Source organism: Collinsella sp. HCP28S3_B9 (genome assembly GCF_052066095.1).
GTDB lineage: Bacteria > Actinomycetota > Coriobacteriia > Coriobacteriales > Coriobacteriaceae > Collinsella.
Window position 1 is genome coordinate 64,730 of the sequence record NZ_JBQHST010000001.1, and the last position, 26,256, is coordinate 90,985.

Annotated in this window: 21 protein-coding genes, 1 tRNA gene and 1 pseudogene; 9 read left to right on the top strand and 14 right to left on the bottom strand. The window is 58.9% G+C overall.

All coding sequences use genetic code 11. The annotated features are described in order from the left end of the window. Positions 1-72: 72 nt before the first annotated feature. Both ACTNBB_RS00290 and ptcA read right to left on the bottom strand, forming a co-directional pair. A complete protein-coding gene (locus ACTNBB_RS00290) occupies positions 73-1,503 on the bottom strand; it encodes an APC family permease (protein WP_441056336.1) in 1,431 nt (476 codons plus the stop codon). A 266-nt stretch (positions 1,504-1,769) separates the two neighbouring features. Next, positions 1,770-2,840 (bottom strand): putrescine carbamoyltransferase, encoded by a 1,071-nt coding sequence (gene ptcA, locus ACTNBB_RS00295; protein WP_441056337.1) that lies wholly within the window; start codon positions 2,838-2,840, stop codon positions 1,770-1,772. A gap of 365 nt (positions 2,841-3,205) precedes the next feature. Here ptcA and ACTNBB_RS00300 point away from each other — a divergent pair, with 365 nt between their 5' ends. After that, positions 3,206-3,382, top strand: coding sequence for a response regulator transcription factor (locus tag ACTNBB_RS00300; protein ID WP_441056349.1), 177 nt, complete (start codon positions 3,206-3,208; stop codon positions 3,380-3,382). A gap of 271 nt (positions 3,383-3,653) precedes the next feature. On the opposite strand, the gene ACTNBB_RS00305 is transcribed toward ACTNBB_RS00300, so the two are convergent. The 4 genes and pseudogenes from ACTNBB_RS00305 to ACTNBB_RS00320 all read right to left on the bottom strand — a co-directional run bounded on the left by ACTNBB_RS00305 (position 3,654) and on the right by ACTNBB_RS00320 (position 7,505). Beyond that, entirely contained in the window at positions 3,654-4,127 is a 474-nt protein-coding gene (locus ACTNBB_RS00305) for a hypothetical protein (RefSeq protein ID WP_441056338.1), read from the bottom strand. Positions 4,128-4,275: 148 nt separating this feature from the next. After that, positions 4,276-4,589, bottom strand: a pseudogene (locus ACTNBB_RS00310) (IS1/IS1595 family N-terminal zinc-binding domain-containing protein); the annotation flags it as partial. 406 nt (positions 4,590-4,995) lie between these two features. After that, on the bottom strand, positions 4,996-6,069 hold the full coding sequence (locus ACTNBB_RS00315; RefSeq protein ID WP_441056339.1) for an SDR family NAD(P)-dependent oxidoreductase: 1,074 nt from the start codon (positions 6,067-6,069) through the stop codon (positions 4,996-4,998). A gap of 104 nt (positions 6,070-6,173) precedes the next feature. Next, positions 6,174-7,505: an LPXTG cell wall anchor domain-containing protein gene (locus ACTNBB_RS00320; protein ID WP_441056340.1), complete on the bottom strand. Its 1,332-nt coding sequence runs from the start codon at positions 7,503-7,505 to the stop codon at positions 6,174-6,176. Positions 7,506-7,843: 338 nt separating this feature from the next. Here ACTNBB_RS00320 and ACTNBB_RS00325 point away from each other — a divergent pair, with 338 nt between their 5' ends. Together ACTNBB_RS00325 and ACTNBB_RS00330 are read left to right on the top strand one after the other, a co-directional pair. Continuing rightward, on the top strand, positions 7,844-8,071 hold the full coding sequence (locus ACTNBB_RS00325; protein WP_441056341.1) for a hypothetical protein: 228 nt from the start codon (positions 7,844-7,846) through the stop codon (positions 8,069-8,071). A gap of 28 nt (positions 8,072-8,099) precedes the next feature. After that, the gene (locus tag ACTNBB_RS00330; RefSeq protein WP_441070958.1) at positions 8,100-9,062 is read left to right on the top strand and encodes an InlB B-repeat-containing protein; all 963 of its coding nucleotides are present in this window, start codon (positions 8,100-8,102) and stop codon (positions 9,060-9,062) included. A 129-nt stretch (positions 9,063-9,191) separates the two neighbouring features. Here ACTNBB_RS00330 and guaA read toward each other — a convergent pair whose 3' ends face one another. Then, positions 9,192-10,790 carry a glutamine-hydrolyzing GMP synthase gene (gene guaA / locus ACTNBB_RS00335; RefSeq protein ID WP_427719448.1) on the bottom strand — a complete coding sequence of 533 codons (1,599 nt, stop codon included), beginning with the start codon at positions 10,788-10,790 and terminating at the stop codon, positions 9,192-9,194. A gap of 268 nt (positions 10,791-11,058) precedes the next feature. Between guaA and ACTNBB_RS00340 the strand changes: the two genes are divergently transcribed. After that, positions 11,059-12,072, top strand: coding sequence for an asparaginase (locus tag ACTNBB_RS00340; protein ID WP_427795021.1), 1,014 nt, complete (start codon positions 11,059-11,061; stop codon positions 12,070-12,072). Positions 12,073-12,389: 317 nt separating this feature from the next. Here ACTNBB_RS00340 and ACTNBB_RS00345 read toward each other — a convergent pair whose 3' ends face one another. Further along, positions 12,390-12,608, bottom strand: a complete 219-nt coding sequence (locus ACTNBB_RS00345) for a helix-turn-helix domain-containing protein (protein ID WP_154517944.1) — start codon at positions 12,606-12,608, stop codon at positions 12,390-12,392. A gap of 76 nt (positions 12,609-12,684) precedes the next feature. Between ACTNBB_RS00345 and ACTNBB_RS00350 the strand changes: the two genes are divergently transcribed. Further along, positions 12,685-13,074 carry a hypothetical protein gene (locus ACTNBB_RS00350; protein WP_195838610.1) on the top strand — a complete coding sequence of 130 codons (390 nt, stop codon included), beginning with the start codon at positions 12,685-12,687 and terminating at the stop codon, positions 13,072-13,074. A gap of 9 nt (positions 13,075-13,083) precedes the next feature. Here the strand turns inward: ACTNBB_RS00350 and ACTNBB_RS00355 are convergent, their stop codons facing one another. The 5 genes from ACTNBB_RS00355 to ACTNBB_RS00375 form a co-directional block, all read right to left on the bottom strand. Continuing rightward, a complete protein-coding gene (locus tag ACTNBB_RS00355) occupies positions 13,084-13,467 on the bottom strand; it encodes a DUF1648 domain-containing protein (RefSeq protein WP_154517947.1) in 384 nt (127 codons plus the stop codon). 11 nt (positions 13,468-13,478) lie between these two features. After that, the gene (gene ychF / locus ACTNBB_RS00360; protein ID WP_089572784.1) at positions 13,479-14,555 is read right to left on the bottom strand and encodes a redox-regulated ATPase YchF; all 1,077 of its coding nucleotides are present in this window, start codon (positions 14,553-14,555) and stop codon (positions 13,479-13,481) included. A gap of 114 nt (positions 14,556-14,669) precedes the next feature. After that, the gene (locus tag ACTNBB_RS00365) at positions 14,670-15,923 is read right to left on the bottom strand and encodes a 4Fe-4S binding protein (RefSeq protein ID WP_441056343.1); all 1,254 of its coding nucleotides are present in this window, start codon (positions 15,921-15,923) and stop codon (positions 14,670-14,672) included. A 151-nt stretch (positions 15,924-16,074) separates the two neighbouring features. Next, positions 16,075-17,142 (bottom strand): glycerol dehydrogenase, encoded by a 1,068-nt coding sequence (locus tag ACTNBB_RS00370; protein ID WP_441056344.1) that lies wholly within the window; start codon positions 17,140-17,142, stop codon positions 16,075-16,077. Positions 17,143-17,294: 152 nt separating this feature from the next. Beyond that, on the bottom strand, positions 17,295-18,509 hold the full coding sequence (locus ACTNBB_RS00375) for an iron-containing alcohol dehydrogenase (protein WP_117794788.1): 1,215 nt from the start codon (positions 18,507-18,509) through the stop codon (positions 17,295-17,297). Between the two features lie 500 nt (positions 18,510-19,009). Here ACTNBB_RS00375 and ACTNBB_RS00380 point away from each other — a divergent pair, with 500 nt between their 5' ends. The 4 genes from ACTNBB_RS00380 (at position 19,010) to ACTNBB_RS00395 (ending at position 23,728) form a co-directional block, all read left to right on the top strand. Further along, entirely contained in the window at positions 19,010-20,086 is a 1,077-nt protein-coding gene (locus tag ACTNBB_RS00380; protein ID WP_441056345.1) for a hypothetical protein, read from the top strand. Continuing rightward, entirely contained in the window at positions 20,086-21,129 is a 1,044-nt protein-coding gene (locus ACTNBB_RS00385; protein ID WP_441056346.1) for a hypothetical protein, read from the top strand. Before ACTNBB_RS00380 ends, ACTNBB_RS00385 begins: the two co-directional genes overlap by 1 nt. 45 nt (positions 21,130-21,174) lie before the next feature. Continuing rightward, the gene (locus tag ACTNBB_RS00390; protein ID WP_441056347.1) at positions 21,175-23,352 is read left to right on the top strand and encodes a MurT ligase domain-containing protein; all 2,178 of its coding nucleotides are present in this window, start codon (positions 21,175-21,177) and stop codon (positions 23,350-23,352) included. A 299-nt stretch (positions 23,353-23,651) separates the two neighbouring features. Then, positions 23,652-23,728: transfer RNA gene (locus tag ACTNBB_RS00395), tRNA-Glu, on the top strand. A gap of 383 nt (positions 23,729-24,111) precedes the next feature. Here the strand turns inward: ACTNBB_RS00395 and ACTNBB_RS00400 are convergent. Next, entirely contained in the window at positions 24,112-26,199 is a 2,088-nt protein-coding gene (locus ACTNBB_RS00400; RefSeq protein WP_154517961.1) for a glutamine synthetase III family protein, read from the bottom strand. Between the last annotated feature and the right edge of the window lie 57 nt (positions 26,200-26,256).

Below are 26,256 nucleotides of genomic sequence, written 5' to 3' on the forward strand. Positions count from 1 at the left end.
CCGGGGAATGGTTGGCGGACCCGTCGCCCGGGCACGCCTCCGGAGAGGCCGGGGTGCCCGGGGCCGGGTGCCCTAGTTCTCCTCGGCCTCCTCGGCGAGGCGCTGGGCGGCCAGCTCGGGGGTGAGGCCCTTGTACTCGGTCTCGCGGCCCTTGGCGCTGACGACGCGGACGACCTCGCCGATGAGCATGAGCACGATGAAGATGATGATCATCGGGACCTTCTCGCCGATCTCGGCGGCGGAGAACGGCGCCAGCGTCGCGACGATGGCCAGGATCAGCTCGATGCAGGGGATGGCCAGCATGACCTTCATCATCGCGCCCTTGAACGGGAACGTGAAGATGCGCTCGCGGTTGGGGTCGTTCTTGCGGAGGTTGAGGAACGCCGGGAACATCGGGATGTAGGTGAGCAGCAGGAAGACGACGGAGGTGCCGAAGAGCATCCAGAAGACGCCGTTGGAGATGGCGTCGACGGGAACGAGCTGCAGGCAGAGGACCAGGGAGGCGACGACGGCGTTGACCAGGTTGGCGCCGTTGGGCATGTCGTCCTCGGAGATCATCGAGGCGAAGACCTTGGGCATGTTGCCGTGCTCGGCGGCGTAGCGGGCGACGGAGTTGACGCCGAAGGACCAGGCGGCCATGTTGGCGAACAGGGTGATCAGGAAGGCGATGCAGATGACCTTGAAGAGCACGGAATCGCCCACCATGGTCTGGACTGCGACGATCATGCCGTAGTCGGGGTCGATGGAGTCGGCCGGGATGGCGGCGCCGATGCCGAAGCCAGCGAACAGGTAGATGGCGCCAATGGTCAGGCCGCCCAGGATGATGGACTTCGGAATGTCGTGGGTCGGGTTCTCCATGTCCTTGGCGAAGGTGCAGATGACCTCGAAGCCCGTGAAGTTGAAGATGATGATGGACAGGTAGCCCAGGGCGTTGGTGTTGGTGAGCTCGGGCAGGAAGGTGGCGGCGGACATGTCGTTCGCGAAACCGTTCTCCATGGCATACCAGATGCCCAGGGCGCCGACGATGACGGCAACGGCGACCTTGATCAGGGCGCCACCGTTGAGGACCCACTCGGAGTCGGCCGCCTTGGAGCGGCCCATGAGGTAGACGATCCACACGAAGGCGAGCTCGATGCCCATCTTGGCGATCAGGTTGAACTCGACGCCAAAGACCATGCCCAGGATGTCGGGGAACATGGTCGCCAGCGAGGCGATCCACAGCGGGTAGTTGACCCAGTAGTAGTACGAAATGCGGGCGCCCCACTTGTCGCCCAGGCCATCGCGTACCCAGTCGTAAATGCCGCCCTCGCCGTCATAGGTTGTGCCGAGCTCGGCGACGACCATGCCGTAAGGGAGCAGGAAGGTCAGGATCAGGAAGATCCACCAGAAGAACTGCTGGTTGCCAATGGCAGCAGCAGGAGCGGCGGCCTCGCAAACGAAGACGACGCAGATGATGGTCGAAATGACCGTCAGGAAGGAAAGCTTTTTCTTTCCGTCACTCATATTTAATCCTTTGCTCAGTCGTTTTCAGACAGGGCGCCAGTGCTTACGCGCAGTGGCGCAGATGATGGGCAGCAAGAGACAAGCATCTGCTGCCGCCCATCAGAAAGCATCGTACAGGCCATACCACACGTCGGTGTAGATGAAGTCAGCGCCCTTGATGCACTCGGTTGTCATCGGAGACTTTGCAGTTCTCCTCGCCGATGGCCATGAGGTCGCCCATCTCCTGCGAAGGCGGGCGAGCCGTAGCTCGCCCGACCTGGTACGTCTTACAGACCGTGCTTACCGAGAGCGGCCATGCGCTCATTGATGGTGGCGCGGTATGCCGCAGCCTTCTGCTCGTCGGGCTCGCTCTGGGGGCACAGAGTGGCCAGGATGGCGCGAATGGAGTGCTTGCGGTTCTCGGCCTCGACCCAGCACAGGGAGCGCTCGGGATCGTCCATGACCTCGTCGACGACTTCCTCGCCACGGTTGGCGGGCAGGCAGTGCATGAACATGCTGTTCGGACCGGCAACGTTCATCATATCCCAGGTCACCTGGTACTTCGGATAGAACACATCCATGTAGCTGGAGCTGGAAACTTCACTGTCGTAGAGGCCGTACCACACATCGGTGTACACGAAGTCGGCGCCCTCGATGCAGGAAATGTCGTCGGAAATGGTGATGGTGCCGCCGGAGACCTTGCAGTTCTCCTCGCCGATAGCCATGAGATGCTTGCCGAACTCGGCGCGCTCCTCATCGGTGCCAATATGCAGGCAGCCGTCGGGAATCTGATGCCCCTTCGGTCCGAACTGCACGAAGTCCATGCCCATCTTCGTGCAGATGAACATGAGCGACGCGCAGGTCTGGGTGGCATCGCCGATCCAGGCAAACTTGCAGTCCTCGATCTTCTTACCGGCGGGCAAGTTCTCGATCATGGTCATGAGGTCGCCGAGCTCCTGGGTGGGATGGTTGTACTCGCTCATGCCGTTGATGACGGGGGCCGCGGAGTACTTCGCCAAGCTCACTACATCCTTATGACGATCGACGCGGGCCATGAGGATGTCGACGAGGCTTCCCATAACGCGGCCGGAGTCCTCGATGGACTCATGGCCACCCAGCTGGATGGAGCCGGGGCCGAAGAACTGGGCGTGACCGCCGAGGTCGCTCATGGCCGTCTCGAAGGAGATGCGGGTACGGGTGGACACCTGCTGGAAGATCATGCCGAGGGTCTTGTCCTTCAGCAGGTGCGGGTACTCGCCGCCCTCCTTGATGAGCCCCTTCATGGCGATGGCCAGATCTACCATGCCGAGCAGCTCTTCTTTTGTGAAGTCGTTGGTGTCGATGTAATCTTTGACCATTGAAATCTCCTTCAAAATTCGTTGGCCGGACCGCCCCTTGCGGACCGCGCTCCCATGAAGCGCCCCGAAATGAGCGAGACGCTCCCTTGCGCCACACAGCATGGAGCGCACCCGTAGTTTTGAGAAGAAATAACCAGGATTATTTTCAGATTACATTAGCTCACTGCACACCTTACCCTGGCTAATCCTAGCTAATCCTAACTAATCCTAACTAGTCCTAACGCCTAGACGGATTGATATTGAACTGGTTTCTTCGCCCTGTGCGCCGCTGTCAACACCTTGCGCCTCCGTTCTAAGGAACCGACGCGCCCGACGCCCAAGAATACGTAGACGAGCTGCTCCTCGCCCTCTGCGAGCACTGTCACCTGACCGCGCGCGAGCGCGTCATCTTGAAAGAGGTGCTGCAGGGCGAGGACAACCAGAACATCGCCAGTTCGCCGCAACTGGCCCTGGGCACCGTGCAGGCCCATGTGCACAACATTCTGAAGAAAACCGGCACCACCACCCGCCAAGAACTCACCCAGCTGTTCTGGAAGGGATGAAGAACGGCCGAAGCGGCTGATCCCGTAGGGGGCGGCCGCAGCCGGTGTGAGGGAGATTGGATACAGACTTATCGGAGTCGCCCCCGACGATGGTCAGCTTGGCATCGTCGATGTTCACGGTGAACTGGTCGGTCACGTCATTGCCGTCGGAATCGATGACGACAGCTTGGCCGGAAACCTTGACAGGGTACTCGCCCGCATCGGTGCCCGTTGCAGAAGCCTCAACGCCGGAAACGTAGAAGGTCTGACCATTGATCTGGAACTCCAGGGCCTAGAAACCGGATACGGACTTCTCGGTGCCGTCGTAGGTCACGGACTTGGAATTGGGAGTGAGGGTGATCCGGTACTTCTCGCTACGGTCGGTAACGGTCAGGGTTCCGTACGTCTTGCTGATCTGATAGTTGTCCAGATTGGTTCCCTCGTTGGGGATGCATTCGAATGCATTCTCGGAGGAGCCGACGATCTTCTGCGAGCCGGTGAAAGAATAGGTGGCACCTTGGCCATCGACCCAACCAGTATCCCGGGCAGCCTCCCCAACGGTGACCTTGTGATTGGTCAAGGGCTCGCCGTCGTACTCCTTGGAACCACTCGCGGAGGTCAGGGTGACCGGACGCTTTTCGACCGTCAATTTACCTTCGTTCTTCACGATGTTGTAGTATTCGGCAATAGACGGGTCGAGCGTTACACGAATCGCATTGTTCGATGTGCCACAATCGGTCTGAGAACCTACAAACTCTATTTCCATATGGTGAATAATAACCGAGTCTTTGTTGGCTATGCGTCGTTTGAATGCAATTACCCCTCTAATAAAACAATATTTGTTACTTTTCAGCACCATCAAACCAGATTCTGCCTCCTGCGAATTAGGCACCCACCCCATCAAGACCACGAAGCATCCCCGCCCTCAGCCTCGGCCTGCTAGTCATGTGCCTGTTCACCTGGGAGAAAGCATGCCAAAGGCAGCGCTGGACCATGGTTTGCGGCCACACCTCCGCAACCGCGCGATGAGGACGACGAGGTCCCTGGCGAGGTATATGCCGTCGACGAAGACGACCCTGTGGACCTCGTCGAGCCCCGCCGCGGTGTCGTCGCACCTCACCGTCGTCGACGCGCCGCAGTCCGTGCACCTCCACCGCTGGGACCCCAATGAGGTCCTGCCGTTGCGCTTGGCCCGACCGCCGCAGTAGGAGCAATAGACGGTCTTCATGGGCACCTCTTCCGAAAAGGTATTTAACGGTTCCGGAAAAGGTTATCTGCCTGCGGGAACGATAGGCAACCGGACACACATTCTATCCGAGCGGTTAAAAGCGGGCACGGAATTTATACGGCTGAAAAAGGGGCGTCGACCTGCGCCGATGCCCCCAACGTGGACACACTTTTTGTCCTATAAGCCTTAGCCAACAGATTGCCTGCACAAAAAACATGGCCACCCGCAAAGGGTGGCCATGTAGATTCTATCTGCAAGAAATCTTATGCGTGCGTGGTGTGCTTTCGCACGTTCAGTCATGCGCGCCTTCGCGTTTTCACACTCTAGCACGTTCATGCGTTCATGCGTCCACGCTTTCCGCATTCTCGCGTTCGCGCTTTCGTACTGGTCTATTCGCCTGTGCGAATTACCACGTGCGGGAATTCATCTGGCGGAACTGAGCAACGGTTGGAGCGTGCGAATTCATGCCGCCGTCAACGTTGATGATCTGTCCCGTGGTGTAAGTGCTTTCATCGGAGCCAAAATATACGGCTGCATGAGCAATGTCTTCTGGGCAACCGTAGCGGTTAACCATGATGCTACCCAAGAAGATATCTTTGAGCATCTGAGGAACCTTCGCCTCGTTTTCTGGCGTAACAATCAAGCCTGGACGGATGCAATTGCAGCGGATGTTGTCTTTGCCGTATTGCAAGGCAACGTATTGCGTGAAGATGTCTACGCCCGCCTTGGCGCATGCATAAGCGGTAGAACCTAAGTCGCCTGCACATGATGCCATAGAGCCAATGTTTACGATTGCGCCGCCACCAATTTCTTTCATGTAGGGGATAGCGCACTTCGTTGCATAGAAGGTGCCGCGCAGGTCGCTTTCCAAAATAGCGTCCCACATTTCAAGGGTGAGCTCGTCAACACGACCGTCCTTGAGGGCAACGTTTGCTGCATTGTTTACCAAAATATCGAGCTTGCCGTATTGCTCTACAGTGTCTGCAATAAGCGCTTCGATGCTTGCTGGTTCGGTAATGTCGAAATAGTGGAAGCTTGCCTTGCCGCCTGCTTCAACAATTTGATCAACTACAACTTGGCCTTTTTCGGCACGACGACCACTAATAACAACCGTTGCGCCCTCGGCTGCGTATACCTTTGCGATACCGATGCCAATACCGCTGGTGGAGCCCGTTACGATAGCAACTTTGCCTTCGAGTCTACCCATTGTGGTCCCTTTCTCGTTCAAATAATCGATAAGGTATTTGTATTCCTTTTTTGCGTGTTTGTGAATATTTGCATAGAAAAAGCGGATAGCAGGCGTGTGGATTTCGGCAGGAAGGGAAGGGGCCGGCCGCGTTGCGTGCGCTGCCGTATTCTTTTCTGCAGGAAAATATGTTGAGCTGCTCGTTTTTCTGTTTGAATAGTAGACAGATTTAGCATGGTCAGAGGCTGCTGGCAAACAATTTACTCCCTCAACAAAACGCTTGCTCTCTGACATGCCATGCTCGGCGCACAAAGCTGGGGCCTTCCCAGACGGGAAGGCCCCTTTGCTGATTATCTTAGCGCTTCATTTCAATGAAGCTGCACCAATGGTATCCGTGCTTATTTATAGTTGTTGCGCTTTCTGAACGTGAAGAGCGCCCCGGCACCAGCCGTAAGTACAACAGCGCAGATGCCCATCAGGTACAGGGCGGCGCTATCGCCGGTGTGAGGGAGATTGGATGCAGACTTATCGGAGTCGACCCCGACGATGGTCAGCTTGGCATCGTCGATGTTCACGATGAACTGGTCGGTCACATCGTTGCCCTCGGCATCGGTCACGACCGCCTGACCGCTTTTCGTTACAGGGTACTCGCCTGCATCGGTGCCCGCTGCAGAAGCCTCAACGCCGGAAACGTAGAAGGTCTGACCATTGATCTGGAACTCCAGGGTCTCGAAACCGGATACGGACTTCTCGGTGCCATCGTAGGTCACGGACTTGGAATTGGGAGTGAGGGTGATCTGGTACTTGGTGCTACGATTGGTGACTTCCAGCTTTCCGAACTTGGTCTTGATATCGTAGTTATCCAAATCGGTTCCATCGTTTGGCTTGTAGGTAAAAGCATTGTCGGAGGAACCGGCGATTTTCTGCGAACCGGTAAAGGTATAACTTACGCCCTGACCCTCAACGAAACCCGCACCCTCAATGGCGATGGCAGCAGCACCATTGGTCAGCGGCTCGCCGTCGTATTCCTTGCTTAAATCGGCGGACTTCAGGGTCACCACACGTGGTGTGACCTTCAATTTACCGTATCTATAGGTAATATTGTAGTTGGCGGAAGTACCTGAAGTGAAAGTTACATTAAACTCATTATCCACCTCGCCAACATCCGTCAGAGACTTGGTCCACGTGACATCTAATTCGTCAGTACCAACAAGATCTCCGCCATCGATGCTTACTGATCCACCCTTATGTTCCTCGCCGTTGTACTCCTCTTCGAGGCTAGAGGAAGTCAATGTTATATCACGCTTTGTAATCTCGATATCGAACCGTTCCTCAGCCACATCACCCCCCGAAACCTTCAAAGTCACGTGGCCGAGTTTAGTTCCCGTTACAGAAACGGTCTTGTGATTAGGATAAAGATTATCAAGATACGAGATTGTGACATCTCCACCGTCATTGTCACGAATATAATCCCATTTATATTCAGACCTTGATGTTATATTGGTATATTGTGCAGCAACGCCGTACTGAATCTTATCAGGGCCTTTGAATGCATTGCCAACGGGATCGCTTACCGCCCCGCCCTCATCAGCGAAAGCTGCAACGGGTAGAAAAGACGCTGCCAGCACTGCCGCCAGCATCACCCTCGCAAATCTTTTCGCAAGCGATTGGGAGAGAACTGCGGTTTCGACCTCTCCCCATTTGGAGAATTTGGAATCCATGAAGCTCATGTCTGCTCCAATCGCATCGAATTGAACCAACGTAAAACGCAACACGACGTACAGTGTGTTGCTGCGTTTTTTTCGATTTGGTAAAGAATAACCGAATCTTTGTTGGCTATGCGTCGTTTGAATGTAATTACCTCTCTAATAAATCATATTTGTTACTTTTCTGCACCACCAAACCAGATTCTGTCTCCTTCGAATTAGGCACCCACCCCATCAAGACCACGAAGCATCCCCGTCCAGAGCAAGCCCGAGCCGAGCAAGGGACATGCCCGAAAATAATTCTCTGTTAACATGAAATGCAATGTTGCAATAGGGAACGCACGCTTGAATTGGAGGATACGATGAAGATACAGGTTAAAGAGACCTTGGCCAGGCGCCTGCCGGTTTTCGTCCTCACGCTCGCAGCCATAGTCGGCGTTTGCGTTTTCACCTTCTCCGGCACCCAGAATTACGCCTGGGCTGAAGGCGAAGAGCCCATTGCCACTTGGAATAGCGTCCCAGCGCCGGGAGATGTCGGCGTTCCAGCAAATGTTGTAAAGAACCTTACGCTTGAATATAAGACAAACTAGCTCGGGCGATCACCTGGAGGCCCACATCATGAATAACGGCAATGATCCAATTCCCCCATCTGTCCTCGAGTTGACAACGGAAGATGGATCAGTATTAACCGCCTATTTTGGTGAAGATATTCTTCCTACCAATCAAGCAGCATCTTCCATTGAAGGCTCGAATGCCAATACCCGATTCATCAGTGCAGCGCTTTACGAAATCGTCACCGTGACCTTCGATACGAAAGGCCACGGAACCCAGATCGACCCCATTACGGTCAAGAAGGGGACGTCCGTCACCCTGCCCGAGCCCACCGACCTGAAATATGACTTTGGCGGCTGGTTCACCGAAGAGGGCCTCACCACCTCGTTCAACGGCACCGCCGCTACGAGCATGACTGTCTACGCCAAATGGACCGAAAAGGAAAAGGTCACCGTTTCCTTCGAATCCAAATATGGCACTGCTCCTGAGGCCAAGACCGTGAACAAAGGCGGTGTCGTCGAACTCCCTAATCTAGGCACTGACGGCGACTACACATTCGTTGGCTGGATCATGAAGGGCTCCGAAGGCACCGATCCCTTTATCGGCGAATACACCGCTAAAGAAAACATCACCTTCACGGCTGTCTGGGAAGCTCCCTCCACTCCCATCATCGAAATGGTCGATGTCACCTTCGACATGAACGGCCACGGCGACAGTGTGACCAAGCAGACCGAGAAGGGCAAGCCCATCACCCTTATCGATGATCCCACCGCCGAAGGCTATACCTTCAAGGGCTGGACCTACGACAAGGAAGGCGAGCAGGCCTTCGACCCCAAGAAGAACGCAGACCAGGACACCACCCTGTATGCCCAGTGGGAGAAGAATGCCGACTCCGCTCCCACCAACTCAACAATCCCCCGGACCGGTGACAACCAGATGGCACTCCTGGCATCCCTCTGCTTCAGTGCAGCAGCCCTGATCGCAGTCGGCATCGCGTTAGCCGCGTATCGCAAACGCAAGCACGTATAAAGCATACGTGACGTTACCGTTCTAATTCTCGATCTAAACAGAGGGGAGTCCCGCGGGACTCCCCTTCCCATTCGCGTACCTAATTACGCTGTTCCTACTAAAATTGGGAATTCTATTCCCAATTTTCTCCTATTCCCACTCAATGGTCGCGGGCGGCTTGGACGTGATGTCATAGCACACGCGGTTGGCGCCGGGGACCTCGGCAACGATGCGGCCGGAAATGCGGGCCAGCACATCGTAGGGCAGCTTGGCCCAGTCGGCGGTCATGGCATCACTGGATTCGACGGCACGCAGGATGATCGGGCGCTGATAGGTGCGCTCGTCGCCCATAACGCCAACGGACTTGATGTCGGGCAGGACCGCGAAATACTGCCAGCAGCTGTGCTCGGAGTTGCGCTCGCCGGTCTGCTCAAACAGGCGCTGGTTGTAGGCATCCAGCTCCTCGCGCACGATGGCATCGGCGTTTTTGAGGATCTCGAGCTTCTCCTTGTCGACCGCACCGATAATGCGGATGGCCAGACCCGGGCCCGGGAAAGGCTGACGGAACACGATATGACCCGGCAGGCCCAGTGCCAGACCAAGAGCGCGGACCTCGTCCTTAAAGAAGTGATCAAGCGGCTCAATGAGGTCGAAGTGTACGCCCTCGGGGAACGGGATCAGGTTGTGATGGCTCTTGATGGTGGCCGTCTTGCCGCCCGTCTTGCGAGCGCCGGACTCGATGATGTCGGGGTAGATGGTGCCCTGAGCCAGGTACTTGACCGGCTTGCCATCGGTCTCGAGCTGCTGCGCCACGGCGAAGAACTCTTTCCAGAACTGAGTACCGATGATGCGGCGCTTCTCCTCGGGCTCGGTCACGCCGGCCAGAAGCTCGGCATAACGGTCCTCGGCGTGAACGTGGATAAAGTCGACATCGAACTGCTTGGTGAAGACCTCCTCCACCTGCTCGGGCTCGCCCTTGCGCAGCAGGCCGTGGTTGATGAACACACAGGTCATCTGCTTGCCCACAGCGCGAGCGCCCAGCGCAGCCACGACGGAGGAGTCGACGCCACCGGACAGGGCCAGAATCACGCGGTCGTTACCGACCTTCTCGCGGAACTCGGCCGTCATGGTCTCGACCAGGTTGTCCATGCTCCAGTTGGGCTCCAGGCCGCAGATCTCAAACAGGAAGTTGCTCAGCAACTGCTGACCGTACTCGGAGTGCTTGACCTCGGGGTGGAACTGCGTGGTGAAAATCTTGCGCTCGGGGCACTCCATGGCGGCAACCGGGCACACGTCGGTGCTGGCGGTAACGGTAAAGCCCTCGGGCACCTCGGACACGGCGTCGCGGTGGCTCATCCACACGGTTTGCTGCATGGGCGTGGAGTTAAAGAGCTTGGCGCCGGCAGTGCGCGTAATAGTGGCGCGGCCGTACTCGCCCACCTCGGAGTGACCGACCTTGCCGCCGAGCGTCACGGCCGTGATCTGATGGCCGTAGCAGAAGCCCAGGACGGGAAGGCCCAGGTCAAAGATGGCAGGATCGATGGACGGAGCGTCCTCGGCGTACACAGAGGCCGGGCCGCCGGAAAGGATGAGCGCAGAGGCGTTCATCTCGCGAATCTCATCGGCCGAGATGTCGCAGGGAACAATCTCGGAATACACGTTGAGGTCGCGGACGCGACGGGCAATGAGCTGACCGTACTGCGCACCAAAGTCGAGTACGAGGACCTTTGCGGAAGCCTTTTGATCCATGGTTTCCCCCTCTTGTTGGCGGGGAGCCGATGCCCACCCGCGCGAATAAACGAGAATAACTTTCATAGTGTACACGTTATATGGGGTTTCTCGTCCCTCGCAGCCATCAGCGCACGGCAAACGCACGACCTGGGCCCCTATTTGACGGCAATTGAAGTGTTACCAAACGTTACAGATGATGTAATACGTTTGAACATTGGACGCCCTGTGCCACAATACTGCCGAACGACTCCGCCTCTGGGGCGGCAAATACGATAGGAACACCAACATGAAGCGCATCCTTCTCATCGCCACGGGCGGCACCATCGCATCGACCGAGGACGGCAACGGCCTCTCTCCCGCCCTGACCGGTGAGGAGCTCGCCCAGAGCGTCCCCGAGATCTCGGGCCTCTGCGAGCTCGACGTCGTGCAGCCCATGAACATCGACAGCACCAATATGCGTCCGAGTGACTGGATGCGTATCCGCGACGTCATCGTCGAGGGCTATGCCGACCACGACGGCTTCGTGATTCTGCACGGCACCGACACCATGAGCTACACCGCGGCGGCGCTTTCTTACCTGATTCAGGACAGCCCCAAGCCCATCGTGCTCACCGGCTCGCAAAAGCCCATGGGCAACCCCTTTACCGATGCCAAGCTCAATCTGTACCAGAGCCTGCTCTATGCGCTTGACGAGCATTCGCACGACGTCTCAATCGTGTTTGGCGGTGTGGCCATCGCCGGCACGCGCGCTCGCAAGCAGCGCACCATGAGCTTTAACGCGTTCATTAGCGTCAACTATCCGCCCATTGCCTACATCCGCAACGACCGCATCGTGCGCAACGGGCTCCACGGCACCCACCAGAATGAGAGCCCGGTTCGTTTCTACGACCGTATCGACCCGCGCGTGTTTGTCCTTAAGCTCACGCCCGGCGTGAATCCAGGCATATTGGACGCCCTGACCGATAGCTACGACGCCGTAATTCTGGAGACCTTTGGCATTGGCGGTATTCCCGAGTTTGGCGAGTCCGGCGAGTCATTCCAGGAGGCGATTTTCCGCTGGGTCGATTCGGGTCGCACCGTCGTTATGACCACACAGGTCCCCGAAGAGGGCCTCGATCTGGGTGTTTATGAGGTCGGCCGTGCCTACGCCGACCATCCGGGTATTTTACGCGGCGACGATATGACCACCGAAACGCTCGTGGCCAAGACCATGTGGGCGCTCGGCCAGTCACGTGATGCGGCCGAGATTCAGCGCCTGTTCTACAGCCAGGTCAACCATGACCGCATCCCGATGGTGTAGCTAAAACAAAATCCGCCTCTTTGGGCCTTGTAGGGCACGTGGTACCTCTCGGAACGTGCAAAAAGCGGAGTTTTCAGCACCCGCCCCTTCCGGAAACGTTAAAACCGCTAGCTGTAAATCGCTTTTCGGTTCGATAGGCTCGTCCCACGCGTCAATTATTCCTCATAATAATGTATTTTGTGGATAATCCAAAACAGCAAGCATCGTATTTGCGCCTTCGGTTGCTGTCAATTTATTGAGGGATGCTGAATACTCGGGTTTTTGCACGCCGCCGTCGGGGGGACCCGTTCAGCAAACGACAAATCTAGCAAAAACGCCTACTCAATGCCCTCGAGGAGCTCTGACACCGTCATGCCAAGCGCGGGCGCAAGTTTAAATAAAATCTCGAGCGTGCTGTTTGCCGTTCCGTTTTCGATTTGATCGAGATAAGGTCGGCTGATTCCAACCGCCACGCAAAAATCGACCTTGGAGATACCAAGGGCCTTGCGCGTCCGCTCGACTCGCTCGCCAAGAATCTGTTTCGCATGTTCGTTCATGCAGACGAGTTTGAAATGGAGCAAAACAAAAACGTAAACTATAGTTTACGTTTTGCCCAATATACAGGAGTTTTCTATGTCGGGTTCTTCGGTCCGCATGTACCGAGCCACGCTTCGCACAAACAGCGCACCGCCCAAGCTCGTCGTCGTTGAAGCAGAATGCCTTTCGCCCGATGAGCGCACAGCATTTGCATTGCTATCAAGTCGCGTCGCCGCCGTTTTGGTCCCTTGCCCGGCGCAAGGTGAACTTGCCATCCAATGCCAAGCGCACGGCTGCTCACTCAATCAGGCTGCCGTAATAGCAACCAGCCAGTGTGGCCTGCCCCTTCTCTTGGAAGCCGGTATCGCGCTCTGCCTTCGCGGTGCCGGATACGAAAACGAGGCCGCCGCCGATGTGGTCTTTCAACCACGATCGAGCGGCGGCCTCGCAGCAGCCATCGAATATGCTTGCAGGCTCGTTGCCTAAAGGCGCAAGCTAAAAGCCCAGGCCAAAGCCTGTGCCGGTAATCGCCGAATACATAAAGTAGACGTTAATTACGTTGAGGAATGCGCCCGTGATGCAGCCGTTTCGCAGGTAGCGCTCGCACACGATGCGCGCCATGGCGGCGGAGTCCTCATTGTTCTTTGCCTGGCGTCCCGCCGTAAAGTACGTCGCCACGCTCAGCAGTAGGTTGAGCACCGGCAATGCCAGCAGCTCGTAGCTCTTGCCCCAACGCGTCACCTCACCGGCAGCATTAAACTTTGTTGCCACCTCGGGACCAATGTTGGGGATTACAAACGCTGCGACCACCAGCGGAAGCACTGCAAGCACCAGCAGCGCGATGCCCATGTAGCCAGCTTTTTTTCCATATTTAAACATGCTCGCCGTCCTTACACGTTAAAGCGGAAGTGCACGACGTCGCCATCGGCCATGACATACTCTTTGCCCTCGATGCGCAGCTTGCCTGCAGCCTTGGCGCCTTGCTCGCCACCGAGCTCGATGTAGTCGTCATAGCCAATGACCTCGGCCTTAATAAAGCCGCGCTCAAAGTCGGTATGGATGACACCGGCGGCCTGCGGGGCGGTCGCGCCCTGACGCACCGTCCAGGCCTTGACCTCCATCTCGCCAGCCGTAAAGAACGACTGCAGACCGAGCAGCTTGTAGGCTGCCTGCGCGAGCACGTCCAGGCCGGGCTGCTCCAGGCCCAGGCTCTCCAGGTAGTCGGCCGCATCCTCGGGATCGAGCTCGGAAAGCTCGGCCTCGATCTTGGCGCAGATCGGCAGTGGCTTGACGCCATCGATGGGCGCCAGGTCCTCGTTGAGCATGTCCTCGTCCACGTTGGCCACATACAAGATGGGCTTCATGGTGAGTAGGAACAGGCCCTTGGCAGCGGCGCGCTCCTCGTCGGTCATCTCCATGGACGCGGCGCGCTTGCCCTCGTTGAGCCAGGCGAGCAGGCGCTTGGCGACCTCAAACTTGGGCATGAGCTCCTTGTCGCGCTTGGCCTCCTTCTCGAGCTTAGGCAGCTGCTTTTCGAGCGTGCCCATGTCGGCCAGGATAAGCTCGGTCATGATGGTGTCGGCATCGCCGGCGGGGTCGACGAACTCGCCCGTACGACCCACCTCACGCATGACGTTGGGATCCTTAAAATAGCGCACGACCTCGCAGATAGCGTCGGTCTCGCGAATGTTTGCCAAGAACTGGTTGCCCAGGCCCTCGCCCTCGTTGGCACCCTTCACCAGGCCCGCGATGTCGACAAACTCGACCGTGGCCGGCACAATGCGGCCAGGGTTGACAATGTCGGCGAGCTTTTGCAGGCGGCTATCGGGCACATCGACGATACCCACGTTGGGGTCGATCGTGGCGAACGGGTAGTTGGCGGCAAGGCCGGTCTTTTTGGTAAGCGCGGTGAACAGCGTCGACTTGCCCACGTTGGGCAGGCCCACGATACCGATGGAAAGGGACACGACAGCTCCTTTTGGTACAGGTACTTCAAACTGCATAAGTATAGCGCCGCCACAGCATCCGGGCGAATCCGGACAACGCGGCGGCGCAAATGAAGCAGAGATTGGGGTAGCTGGCTAGTCCGCGAGCTTCTCCACCTGGTCGAGCATCTTGTCGAGCTTGGCCTTCGCCTCGGCTTTTACCTTTTGGGCCTCTTCGTGGGCTTTGGCCTTCTGAGCGGCCTTTTCCTCGGCTTCGGGGTCGACGACAACCAAGTTGGACGCATCGTGTTCGACCAGCTTGAGCGCATGTTCGGGACAAACCTTGACACAGGCGCCGCAGCCCAAGCAATACGTAGACTCCAGCGCAAAGCGACCGCTTCCCACCAAATCGCAGGCGAACGTGGGGCATACATTGACGCACTCGCCACACGACGTGCACTTGTCAAAATCGCACTCCGGCGTGCTCACCTGCATGTTCTGGGCAAACTCGGGATGGTTCTGCAGTGTCGAAAGCACCAGCTGCCGCCCATGCGTGAGCGAACGGCGACGCTTTGCCGTCGTGGTGCCGCACATGGTGTTGAGCGTGCGCTCGAGCTGGGTAATCTGGTGACGGTGGGCCTTCAACTTCTGCGTCACCGAGGCCAGCGCCGCCGTCGCCGGGTTGAGCTTGGTCACCGTCAGACCCGTCGTGCGGGCAATCTTTTCCATGTACTCCTTGCGCTCGTACTCGCGAAGCTTATGGCACTTGAGGCTCTTGGGGTCGACCTCCAGGCCCATACCCGTGCCAGACCACTCCTCAGCCTTCGCAATCGCTTCGCCCAGGATATCCTCGCCGCCGGTGTTGCGGCATTTATCGCACACGCCCAGGGGCAGGTACACACTCACGTTGGGATAGTCCGCCAGTACCGAGAACCAGGTCTCGGCCGTAATATCGCCCACGCAGGCAACGACGACCTCGTTCTCGCGCGGCATGCGCTTGAGGGCGCGTGTGCAGGTGACGTAGGCGGTCTCGTGGCTCGTTGCCGCCGAGACAATGTCGTCATACAGGTTTTTGGGCGCCAGGCGCGGCGAGATGATTGCCTCGGTCGGACAGGCAGCGGCGCACAGGCCGCACTTGCGGCAGGAGTCGAGAATCTCGATGGAATCTTCCTCGACCTCGATAGCGTTGACCGGGCACACATCCATGCACACGGAGCAGCCACTCTTTTCGTTTTTGCAAGTCAGGCACGGAATGGTGTTGCCGCGCGGACGCTCCTTATAGTCGGCAGGATTCCACTGCGGCGCCGACGGATCGAGCGCATCGGTCACACCGCCAAGCGGGTTTTTAAGAAAGTCGAAACCCTTGCTGATCTCGATAATGTCATCAAACAGATCGTGTTCCTGCGCCATGCGCGGCCCCTCCCTGAGCAGTGCAAACAAGCAAGAGATAATGATACGCCATCGGCCCACGCCTCGGGCAAATTACATGCGGCGCATCTTTGAGACAAATAGCCTACGGCCTATCGCCGCCTCGATTGCACAAGGTCAATCAAGCGCCAAGCTATGCCTCGCACATGAGCTGCACGAGCTTTTGTTTGGTCACCTTGGCCTGTTCGTTAGCCATATTGCGCTCGTTCTTAAAAGTTGCGTCCGCAACGCTCAGCAGGTCATCATCGGAAATCTCGCCAAGGCCCAGCTCCTCGAGTGTCGTCGGCAGACCCACGCGCTGGCAAAACTCGAGCACCTGATCAAGCTCGGGCGCGCGCTCCAAACGAAGCTGCACCACCAGGCCAAATGCCACGGCCTCACCGTGCATGGCCTTGCACTCGGGCAGAATCGTCAGGCCGTTGGCGATAGCATGCGCCAACGCCAAGCCACCGCTCTCAAAGCCGACGCCCGAGAGCAGAATATTGCACTCGATCAGGCGCTCAACCGCCGGCGATATACGACCCTTTTTAAGATCGCGCTTGGCAGCGACACCACACTCCATGAGCGTGTCGTAGCAGGCACGTGCCGCGACCAGGGCTAAGTGTCCCGGCGCGCCACCGTGCTCGTTGGCGCCGTGCGCTGCGGCGCACGAACGCGCCTCGAAGTACGTTGCCAGCGCGTCGCCCATACCAGCGACCGTCATACGCAGCGGAGCCGCCGCAATCACGTTGGTATCGACCACGACCAGGTCTGGATTCTTTTCGAGCATCAGGTAGCGGTCGAACGACCCATCCTCGTGATACAGCACCGAAATCGCGCTGCACGGACCGTCCATCGAAGCCGCCGTGGGGCATACGCACAACGGCAACTCGGCATAAAACGCAACGGCCTTGGCGATATCGAGCATCTTGCCGCCGCCAATACCCACCACCATGTCGCAATACTCAGCCTGGGCTTCCTTGGCCATTTCGACAACGGCCTCTTCCGTACACGGACCGTTGTAAATCTTAAAGAATGGCTCGCTTAGATCTTCGTCCAGAAATCCATCGACGATCTGCCTGCACAGCCGATCCTCGGTGCCCTGGTCAAACAAGACATAGGCAGCGCAGCCCAACCATGACAAATATCTGCCCTGACGCGAAAGTTCGCCCGGCCCCTGAACATACCGGCCGGGACCGCCATAAACCCTAGGAAGCGCCATACGAGAATCCGCCCTTCATCAAACAACGATTGGTGCAAAGCCACCTGTCCCCTTGTGGCAACTTGGCGCATTGAGGACAGGTTAGATTGCACCATAGCAAAAAGGGTCCCGCGCACAGAGCGCGAGACCCTTATCAGAACAATGTGTGCCGATTAGAACGTGACCGGGGTGTCGGTGTAGACGCACTCGAGCAGCTGCTCCATCTCCTCCTGAGACGGCTGGCGCGGGTTGGAGCCCGTGCAGGCGTCGAGGATGGCGTTGGCGGCAACGTCGTGCTTCTTAGCCTCGAACTCATCGTAATCGATGATGGACTCGTCGGCCTTCACGCCCTTGGCACCGTAGTTCTTGATGCCCTGCGGGATGTCGAGCTTGTCGTTGAGGTCGCGAATCTCCTGGACCAGAGCCTCGACCAGCTCGTCCTCGGTCTCGCCGGCGAGGTGCAGGATCTCCTTGGCGATGAAGGCGTAGCGGCTCTTGGCGCGAGCGTCCTTGGCGTTGAACTGGATGACCTTGCCCAGGTACATGGCGTTGGCGCAACCGTGGATGATGTGGTCGCCCTCAAAGGCGGCACCGGTCTTGTGAGCCATGGAGTGGACAATGCCCAGCAGACCCGAGGAGAAGGCGATGCCGGCGATGCACTGGGCGTCGTGCATGTGCTGGCGGGCCTCATGATCGCCCTGATAGGACTTGGGCAGCCACTCGACGATCTCGCGGATAGCATGCAGGGCGTTGGCGTCGGTGTACATGGAGCCAGCGGTGGAGACGTAGGCCTCGATGGCGTGAGTCAGAGCGTCCATACCGGTGTGAGCGCACAGCTTGGCGGGCATGGTGTAGGTGAGCTCGGGGTCGACGATGGCGACATCAGGGGTGATGTTGAAGTCGGCCAGCGGGTACTTGATGCCCTTGGCGTAGTCGGTGATAACGGAGAACGCGGTGACCTCGGTAGCGGTGCCGGAGGTAGAGGAGATGGCGCAGAAGTGAGCCTTCTGACGGAGCTCCGGGAAGGAGAACGGGACGACTGCCTCCTCGAAGGTCTCCTCGGGATACTCGTAGAACAGCCACATAGCCTTAGCGGCATCGATGGGCGAGCCACCGCCAATGGCGATAATCCAGTCGGGCTGGAACTCGGTCATGGCCTCGGCGCCCTTCATGACCGTCTCGACGGACGGATCGGACTCGACGCCCTCGAACAGCTTGACCTCGAAACCGGCCTCTTTAAGGTCGGCCTCGACGTCCTGCAAAAAACCGCCGCGGCGCATGGAGCCGCCGCCGGTCACGATGATGGCCTTGCTGCCCTTGAGGTTCTTCACCTCGTGGCGAGCGCCCTCACCAAAGTACAGATCGCGAGGATTGGTAAAACGTCCCATACTGTGCCTCCTAAACAAGCCCCTCTTAGACTTGCGTATATAACGGAGCACCCGATTGGCTCCGTTAGGACCGTTTTGCGCGTTGCCGGCGATGACAATGCGCGATGTCTAAACGTCTCAACGCTCAGACAAATAGTATTTTACCGTTCTGGTTGGTCAGTTATTTACCGAAAGCCGACAATGATGAAACGTTTTTTCTATCCCTGAAGACCCTTATGCGGCATTCATACTCCCAAGCTGGGCAAACGTTTTATCAAGGTTGACCACATATCCAGGGCAGGACTGTGCCCCTCCAAAAGACACACCGTTCGCCGCCAAAAATCGACCGTTTGCGGCACCGTGATACCACTCGGTCGTCCAAGGTGCCGACATTTGTTTGACATCCGTCTTCGTGGTGCAAAGGTGCATGTCCAAGTGCGGCACTCCCAATGTGCCTCATGCGGGTAAACTAGAACCTTATATAGAGACATTTGAACCCTAACCGCAGCAAAGGAGGCCCCATGGCATTCGATCCCATTCAAGAAGATTGCCATCGCCTCGTTCTTGAGGCCTTGCGCCGCGACAATATCCCGCTCACCGACGGCCCTGCCGTAGAGCGTCTGATGGAACAATTCACCCGCAACCCCGCGCCGCTCATCGTGCACGACCGCGACCGCGCCGGACATCTGATTGCCAAGGTAGTCGAGGCTGTCGACTACCGCATTCCCTTTATCCCTGACGATACCCAGGCAGAGCAAGAAGAGACCGCTGCCGAAAACATGCTTCGCGAGGCAGCCGCACTCGACCCGACCAACTGGGACGCTCAGCGCATGTTGACCGCCCTCACCGCTAACTCCAACGAGGAGTACGTACAGTACTTGGTATCCAAGCGCGATGAAGTCGAGCACGACCTGGCACTCAAGATCGCCTCGGCGCAGGACCCCTACGAGCGCGAGGCCGCAGGCGACCTTACACGCCGCCCCTACCTGCGCTGGCTTGCCGCCCTTGCGTCGCGCGCCCTCATTAGCGGCCGTTACCGCCTGTCGCTCGAAACCGCAAACCGCAGCCTGGACTTTGCCCCCAACGATCCGGCCGGTGTCCGCCACACTGCGATGCTCGCCATGGCAAAACTCGAATACCCCGCCGAGGAGCTCAAACGCTTTCGCTCTGCCCACTCCGTCTCCTATCTTGCCAACACGCCGCTGCGCCGTCGTCCCAAGGACGCGGAGCGCGACTTAGACCCGTGGACGCTCATCGCGCTGATGAGCGCTGCCTGGCGCGAGCTGGACTACGAGGGCGCCGAGCACTACTTGCGCATCCTTGCGCGCTCGTGCGCGCACGCAGCCGAGGCGCTTTACTTTCAAACCGAGTTTCCCGATGGCGTCTATGCCCGCGTCAACGTGGGCGTGGGCTCCACCGACGAGCTTGTCCTTGCGCTGTCCGAAGCGACGCCGGTATTGCAGGAGGGCTTGGGCGCCCCCGACAACGCCAGCTTTGCCGCCTGGGTCGCCACCAACGATATCGTGCGTTCCCAGATTGACGAGCGCATCCTGCGGGCGGCCGAGCAGGGCTTGCCGTTTAAGGGAGGAGACCTCTAATGGATCCGAGCGTCTACATCCCCGCCTACCTGGAGCGCGCCTACGTTGCGTCGCACCCCGAACTCACCGATGCAGCACGCGATCTTGTCCATAACGACGTGAGCGTCAACCCCCATAAGTATGCGCAGACCGAGCATGCCCAGGCACTGCTTTCCTATGCCGGCGTTCACCGCCACCTGCTCGACGAGCTCCATCGTATCGAGGATATGGGCAGCGATGAGGAGTTTGAGCAGATGCGCAACCGCCTGTTCGACGATATGCGCGATGAGCTGCTCAAGATCGTCCGCGTCGATGCGTATGTCTTCGATGCCCAGCTGCTTGCCATCATTTTGGCGGACACGCCCGTCGACGCCTGCCTGGGCGACCTGATGAAGCTCGAGGCGACCACAGCCGATTACCTGCGGCAAAGCGTGCCCGGATTCGATATGGAGGCCCCGCACTACTGGACCAACAAGGTGCTGGCAGACGGTGTGACGGCGGCCGATCTCACCGTGAGCGAGCCGGCGCTTATCGGGTGGCTCCACACGCTCGAGGCCATCTCGCAGCTGTGCATGGCGAGCGCTCGCTACCGTGCTGCCGTCAACTATTCTCGCCGTGTTCTTAAGGCGGAAGGCTATCCCACCCGAGCTGCCGGCACCGTGCTACTCGCCCTCGCTCGTCTGGAAGACGAGGACGGCTTTTTTGCCCTGGCCCACCAGCTCGAGGAGCAGATGGGGGCCGATGCCCTCGAGAACTCCCCCTGGTACCTACTCGCCCGCACGATCCTGCTGTTCAAAACAAACAAGATGCGCCCGGCGACACGCGCCCTGCGTGAGTTTGCCAACCGCTGCGAGGGCGGCGCGTTCTTTTTGCTGAACCCCATGTATCAGACGCCGTACCTTCCCTGCCGGCCCGAGCCGCACGACCCCTGGGACCTTTCGCACCAGGCAGTTTGGGAGGCCGACGGTATCATCTCGGATACTCCCGACTTTGCCCCCTGGGCCAACGCTTGCGAAGACGTATCGCAGCTTGCCCAGGAATTTGCGCGCCGTTATGGCTTTTAACGGCACGATCGCCACGACCATGTCATTCACGTTAGGAACGGCTCCATGAACTTCCGCTCATCTCTCGCCTGCACTTCGAGCGATATCGCCCGCTGGGGGCTGCGCTCCATCCTTAAGCGCCAGGGCGGCGTACTCCCCGGCCGCATCGCCATGAAGATCGACCCCGAGCTGCTAAGCGACCTCGCGAGCCTTGTCGACCGCAGCGTGGTGGTCACCGGCACCAACGGTAAGACCACCACCTCCAACCTCATCGCCGACGCCGTTGCCGCCAGCGGCGCCACCGTGGTATGCAACCGCGCCGGCAACAACATGGAGCCGGGCGTGGTGGGTGCCCTGCTCGAGGGCCGCAGCGATCTTAAGCGTGCCGCCAGCAGCAAGCGCGTAGGCGTCTTTGAGTGCGACGAGCTCTACACGGTGCGCGTCTTGCCCAAGCTCAAGCCAACGTACTTTGTGCTGCTCAACCTGTTCCGCGACCAGCTGGACCGCTACGGCGAGATCGACCACACCCAGGACGTCATAGCCCACGCGTTGGAGCTTTCGCCGGCAACGACGCTCATCTATAACGCCGACGACCCGCTCTGCGCCTCGATCGCCGCACGCGTCCCCAATGTGAGCATCGCCTTTGGCATCGACGGCGCCACGGGCACCGAGTCCGATCGCATTAGCGACTCGCGTTTTTGCTCGCAATGCAACGCGCCGCTGGAGTACGACTATGTGCAGTACGGCCAGCTCGGCGCCTATCATTGTCCTTCGTGCGGTTGGAGTCGCCCCGCGCTGGTCCGTCGCGTGACAGGCGTTGAGCTCGGCTGCGACGGCTACGGCTTTGACCTGACCTTTGGACCCGAGGCAAAAGCGCCCGCAATGCACATCGCCACACGCTACAACGGCCTGTACATGGTCTACAACGTTGCCGCCGCCTTCTTTGCGGCGCGCGAGTTGGGCGTGGACGCAGCGCATCTGCAGCCCACGCTCGATGCCTACGTCCCCGCCGGCGGACGCATGGGCCGCTGGGAGATTGCCGGCCGTACCGTCGAGGCAAACCTGGCCAAAAATCCCGTGGGCTTCGATCGCCAGATCCAGTCCATTAAAACGGCAGGCGGCAGACTCTGCGCCTTCTTCCTGAATGACAACGACGCCGACGGCCACGATGTCTCGTGGATCTACGACGTCGACTTCGAGCGCATCGCCGATACCCCAGGGCTTATCGCCTTTGCCGGGGGTACGCGCGCGCACGACATGCAGGTGCGCCTGAAGTACGCCGGCATCGACGCCGCCATCATCTCGAATATCGAGCAGGCGATCGGCGCCGTGGCAGATGAGGCAGCCGATGACACCTTCTACGCCGTCGCCAATTACACGGCATTCCCGCCGCTGGTCAAAGAGCTCGACGGACTTAAAGACGCCGATGCGAGCTCGGTTGCCTCCTGCGCCGTAACACGCACCGATGGCAGCGCCGTCCCCACCGATATTGCGCCGGTCGAGCTTCCGCGCCCGCTGCGTATCGTCTATCTGTATCCCGATGCCCTCAACCTCTATGGCGACGGCGGCAACGTCATCGCCCTCGAGCGCCGCTGCGCCTGGCGCGGCATTCCCGTGCGCGTGGACGAGGTCCGCATGGGCGAGACGCTCGATCTTACCGACGCCGACATCGTCATGATGGGCGGCGGTGCCGACCGCGATCAGTTGGCTGTGGCACACGAGCTGCTCGCTCAAAAGGACAAGGTTGCGACATATGTTGAGGACGGCGGCTCGTTGCTCGCTATCTGCGGCAGCTATCAGCTGCTCGGTCGTTCGTACTATATGGGCGAGAATCGCATCGAGGGTCTAGGTGTCATCGCCGCCGAGACCGTGCGCGGCTCCGACCGCCTGATAGGCAACGTCGCCGTCAAGACCGACCTGGCACCCGAGCCCTTTGTGGGGTTCGAGAACCACGGCGGCCGCACCCTGCTCGATGCAGAGGCCACGCCGCTTGGAACGTCTGTCGTCACGGGCACCGGCAACAACGGCGACGATGGCTTTGATGGCCTCATCTACAAGGGCGTCATCGGCACGTACCTACACGGACCGGCACTGCCCAAGAACCCCGAGCTCGCCGACTGGCTCATCGCCCATGCCCTAGAGCGCCGTGGCGATGCACAGGCCGCCGCCCTGCTGCCGCTCAAGCCCCTCGACGACACCTACGAGCACGCCGCCCACGACGCCGCGATGAAGCTTCTCCCCTAACGCCCCGCCACCACAAAGGGACAGGCGCCTTTGTGGTGGTTTTGACCCATCCCAGCCGTTTGTCTCAATCTGTAACATCTAGACCACCAAAGGTCGTCTTACTGTTACAGATTGAGACGCTCGTCCCGACGCCTGCATTTTGTCTCAATCTGTAACAGATAAGGCCGATTTACCCGCCCAGATGTTATAGATTGAGATTTTTGAAGATCGGGGGGAGAGGGCCAGCTCCTGTGTGGTGGTTTTCCAGTTTGCCAACGATATACGCGCCGACAAAAAAGTCTGCTATACTCTTTCCCGCTGTCCCCATCGTCTAGCGGCCAAGGACGCCACCCTTTCAAGGTGGATATCGCGGGTTCGAATCCCGCTGGGGGCACCACAGAATCTGAGAAGCCCGTTACCAATTCAGTAGCGGGCTTTTTGTTACCGATATGCCGGGATTCGAACCCGACAGGGTGCGGAGCTGAGGAAACGCGAAGCGTTTTCCAGCGCAGCACGCAAGGAGCGAAGCGACGCAGCGAAGGCGGGCGGCGCCAGCCGCACGCGGACATCCCGCTGGGGGCACCATTTGAAACGAGAAGCCCGTTACCCCCGCGGTGACGGGCTTTTTTCTACCCCAACGCCGGGATTCGAACCCGACAGGGTGCGGACCCCGGCAAATCGGCGGCAAAACGGACTCCAAAGCGTCCTTCGCAATCAAAAAGCCGGGGCCCGCGCGATGCGGACCCCGGCTTAATACCGTGACGATATGTTGGCTATGCCCTACACGTAGAACAGAATGTCGTCGTAGGTCGGGACCGGCCAGTAGTCGGCGGCCACGATCTCCTCCATGGCATCCACGGAGGCACGCAGCGTATCCATAGCGGGAACGACCTCGTGTGCATACACATTGGCCTGCTCCTGGCCATCGAGAGCCTCGGCCTTCTGATGCACGGCATCGAGCGCCTTGATGGAGTCGTTGATCGCGGTGATACCGTTGCAGAGCTTGTTGAGCGTGTTCTGCTCGCACTGCATGGCGGCCTCAGCACCGGCAGCACGAATTGTCTCAAGGCCCTTAGCGACCTTGGTGGCATAGGCGGTGATGACCGGACGATAGGTACGACGTGCCTCGCGAATCATCGTGGTAGCCTCGATGTTCATGAGCTTGTTGTACTTCTCGAGCTTGCAGTCGTAGCGGCACTGGGCCTCGGCCTTGGTCAGAACGCCCGTCTCCTCAAAGAGCGCGATAGCCTTATCGGAAACAAAGGCGGGAAGAGCGTCGGCCGTGGTCTTGTTGTTGGCAAGGCCGCGTTTCTCGGCCTCGATGGGCCACTCGTCGGAGTAACCGTCGCCGGAGAACAGGATGCGCTGGTGATCGGTCAGCACCTTCTTACAGTACTCGAGCGCGGCGTCCTGGAACTTATCCTCGGGCGTACCCTCGAGTGCATCGGCGAAGGACTTGAGCGACTTGGCCACGGCGGCATCGAGCACCAGGTTGGAGTCGGAGACGTTCTGCTCGGAGCCGCAGGCACGGAACTCGAACTTGTTGCCGGTGAAGGCGAACGGAGAGGTGCGGTTGCGGTCGGTGTTGTCCTGCATCAGCTTGGGCAGGGTATCGGCGCCCAGGTCGAGCACGCCGCGCGTGGCATGGACGGAAGCCTTGCCATCGATGATCTTCTCGACGACCTCGGTAAGCTGGTCGCCCAGGAAGATGGACATAATCGCCGGAGGAGCCTCGTTGGCGCCCAGACGATGGTCGTTGCCGGCCGAGGCAACGGAGGCACGCAGGAGCTCCTGATAGTTATCGACGGCCTCGATCACCGCGGTGAGGAAGACGATGAACTGCAGGTTGTCGAGCGGGGTGTCGCCCGGATCGAGCAGATTCTCGGACTCGGTGCCAAGCGACCAGTTATTGTGCTTGCCCGAACCGTTGATGCCCTCGAAGGGCTTCTCGTGCAGCAGGCAGACCAAATCGTGGCGGGAGGCGATGAGCTTCATCTTCTCCATCATGACCAGATTCTGGTCGATGGCCTCGTTGACCTCGCCATAGACGGGGGCGAGCTCATGCTGGCAGGGAGCGACCTCGTTGTGTTTGGTCTTGGCGGGAATGCCAAGCGCCCACAGCTCATCGTCCAGGTCCTTCATATAGGCCGAGACGGTGGGGCGGATAGCGCCAAAGTAGTGCTCCTCGAGCTCCTGGCCCTTGCAGGGAGCAGCACCAAAGAGGGTGCGGCCGGTGATGACCAGGTCCCTGCGCTTGCGGTAAGCGTCCTTCTTGATCAGGAAGTACTCCTGCTCATCGCCCACGGAAGGAACGACCTTCTTGGGGGTCTTACCAAACAGCGCCAAAACGCGCTTGGACTCACGCGAGAGCGCGGTCATGGAGCGCAGCAGCGGGGTCTTCTTGTCCAGGGCCTCGCCCGTGTAGGAGCAGAAAGCCGTGGGGATGCACAGGACATCGTCCTTGATAAAGGCGGGGCTGGTGGGATCCCAAGCGGTATAGCCGCGGGCCTCGAAGGTGGCACGCAGGCCGCCGTTGGGGAAGCTGGAGGCGTCCGGCTCGCCCTGGATGAGGTTCTTTCCCGTAAACTTGGTAATAGCGGTGCCGTCGTGGTTGGGTTCGAGGAAGCTGTCGTGCTTCTCGGAAGTAATGCCCGAAAGCGGCTGGAACCAGTGCGCGTAGTGCGTCGCGCCCTTGGAGATGGCCCAAACCTTCATGGCATGGGCAACGGCGTTGGCCACATCCAGGTCGAGCGGCTCACCGTCCTCGAGGGTTGCAGCAAGGCGTTTCCAAATGTCCTTGGGGAGGTAGTCCTTCATGACTTCCTCAGAGAACACCATGGTCCCGAAGCGGTCAGTAAGTTCGGCCATACGGAACTCCCTTCGTATCGGCACCGCGTGAGAAGCGGTGTTGATTACTAACGAACG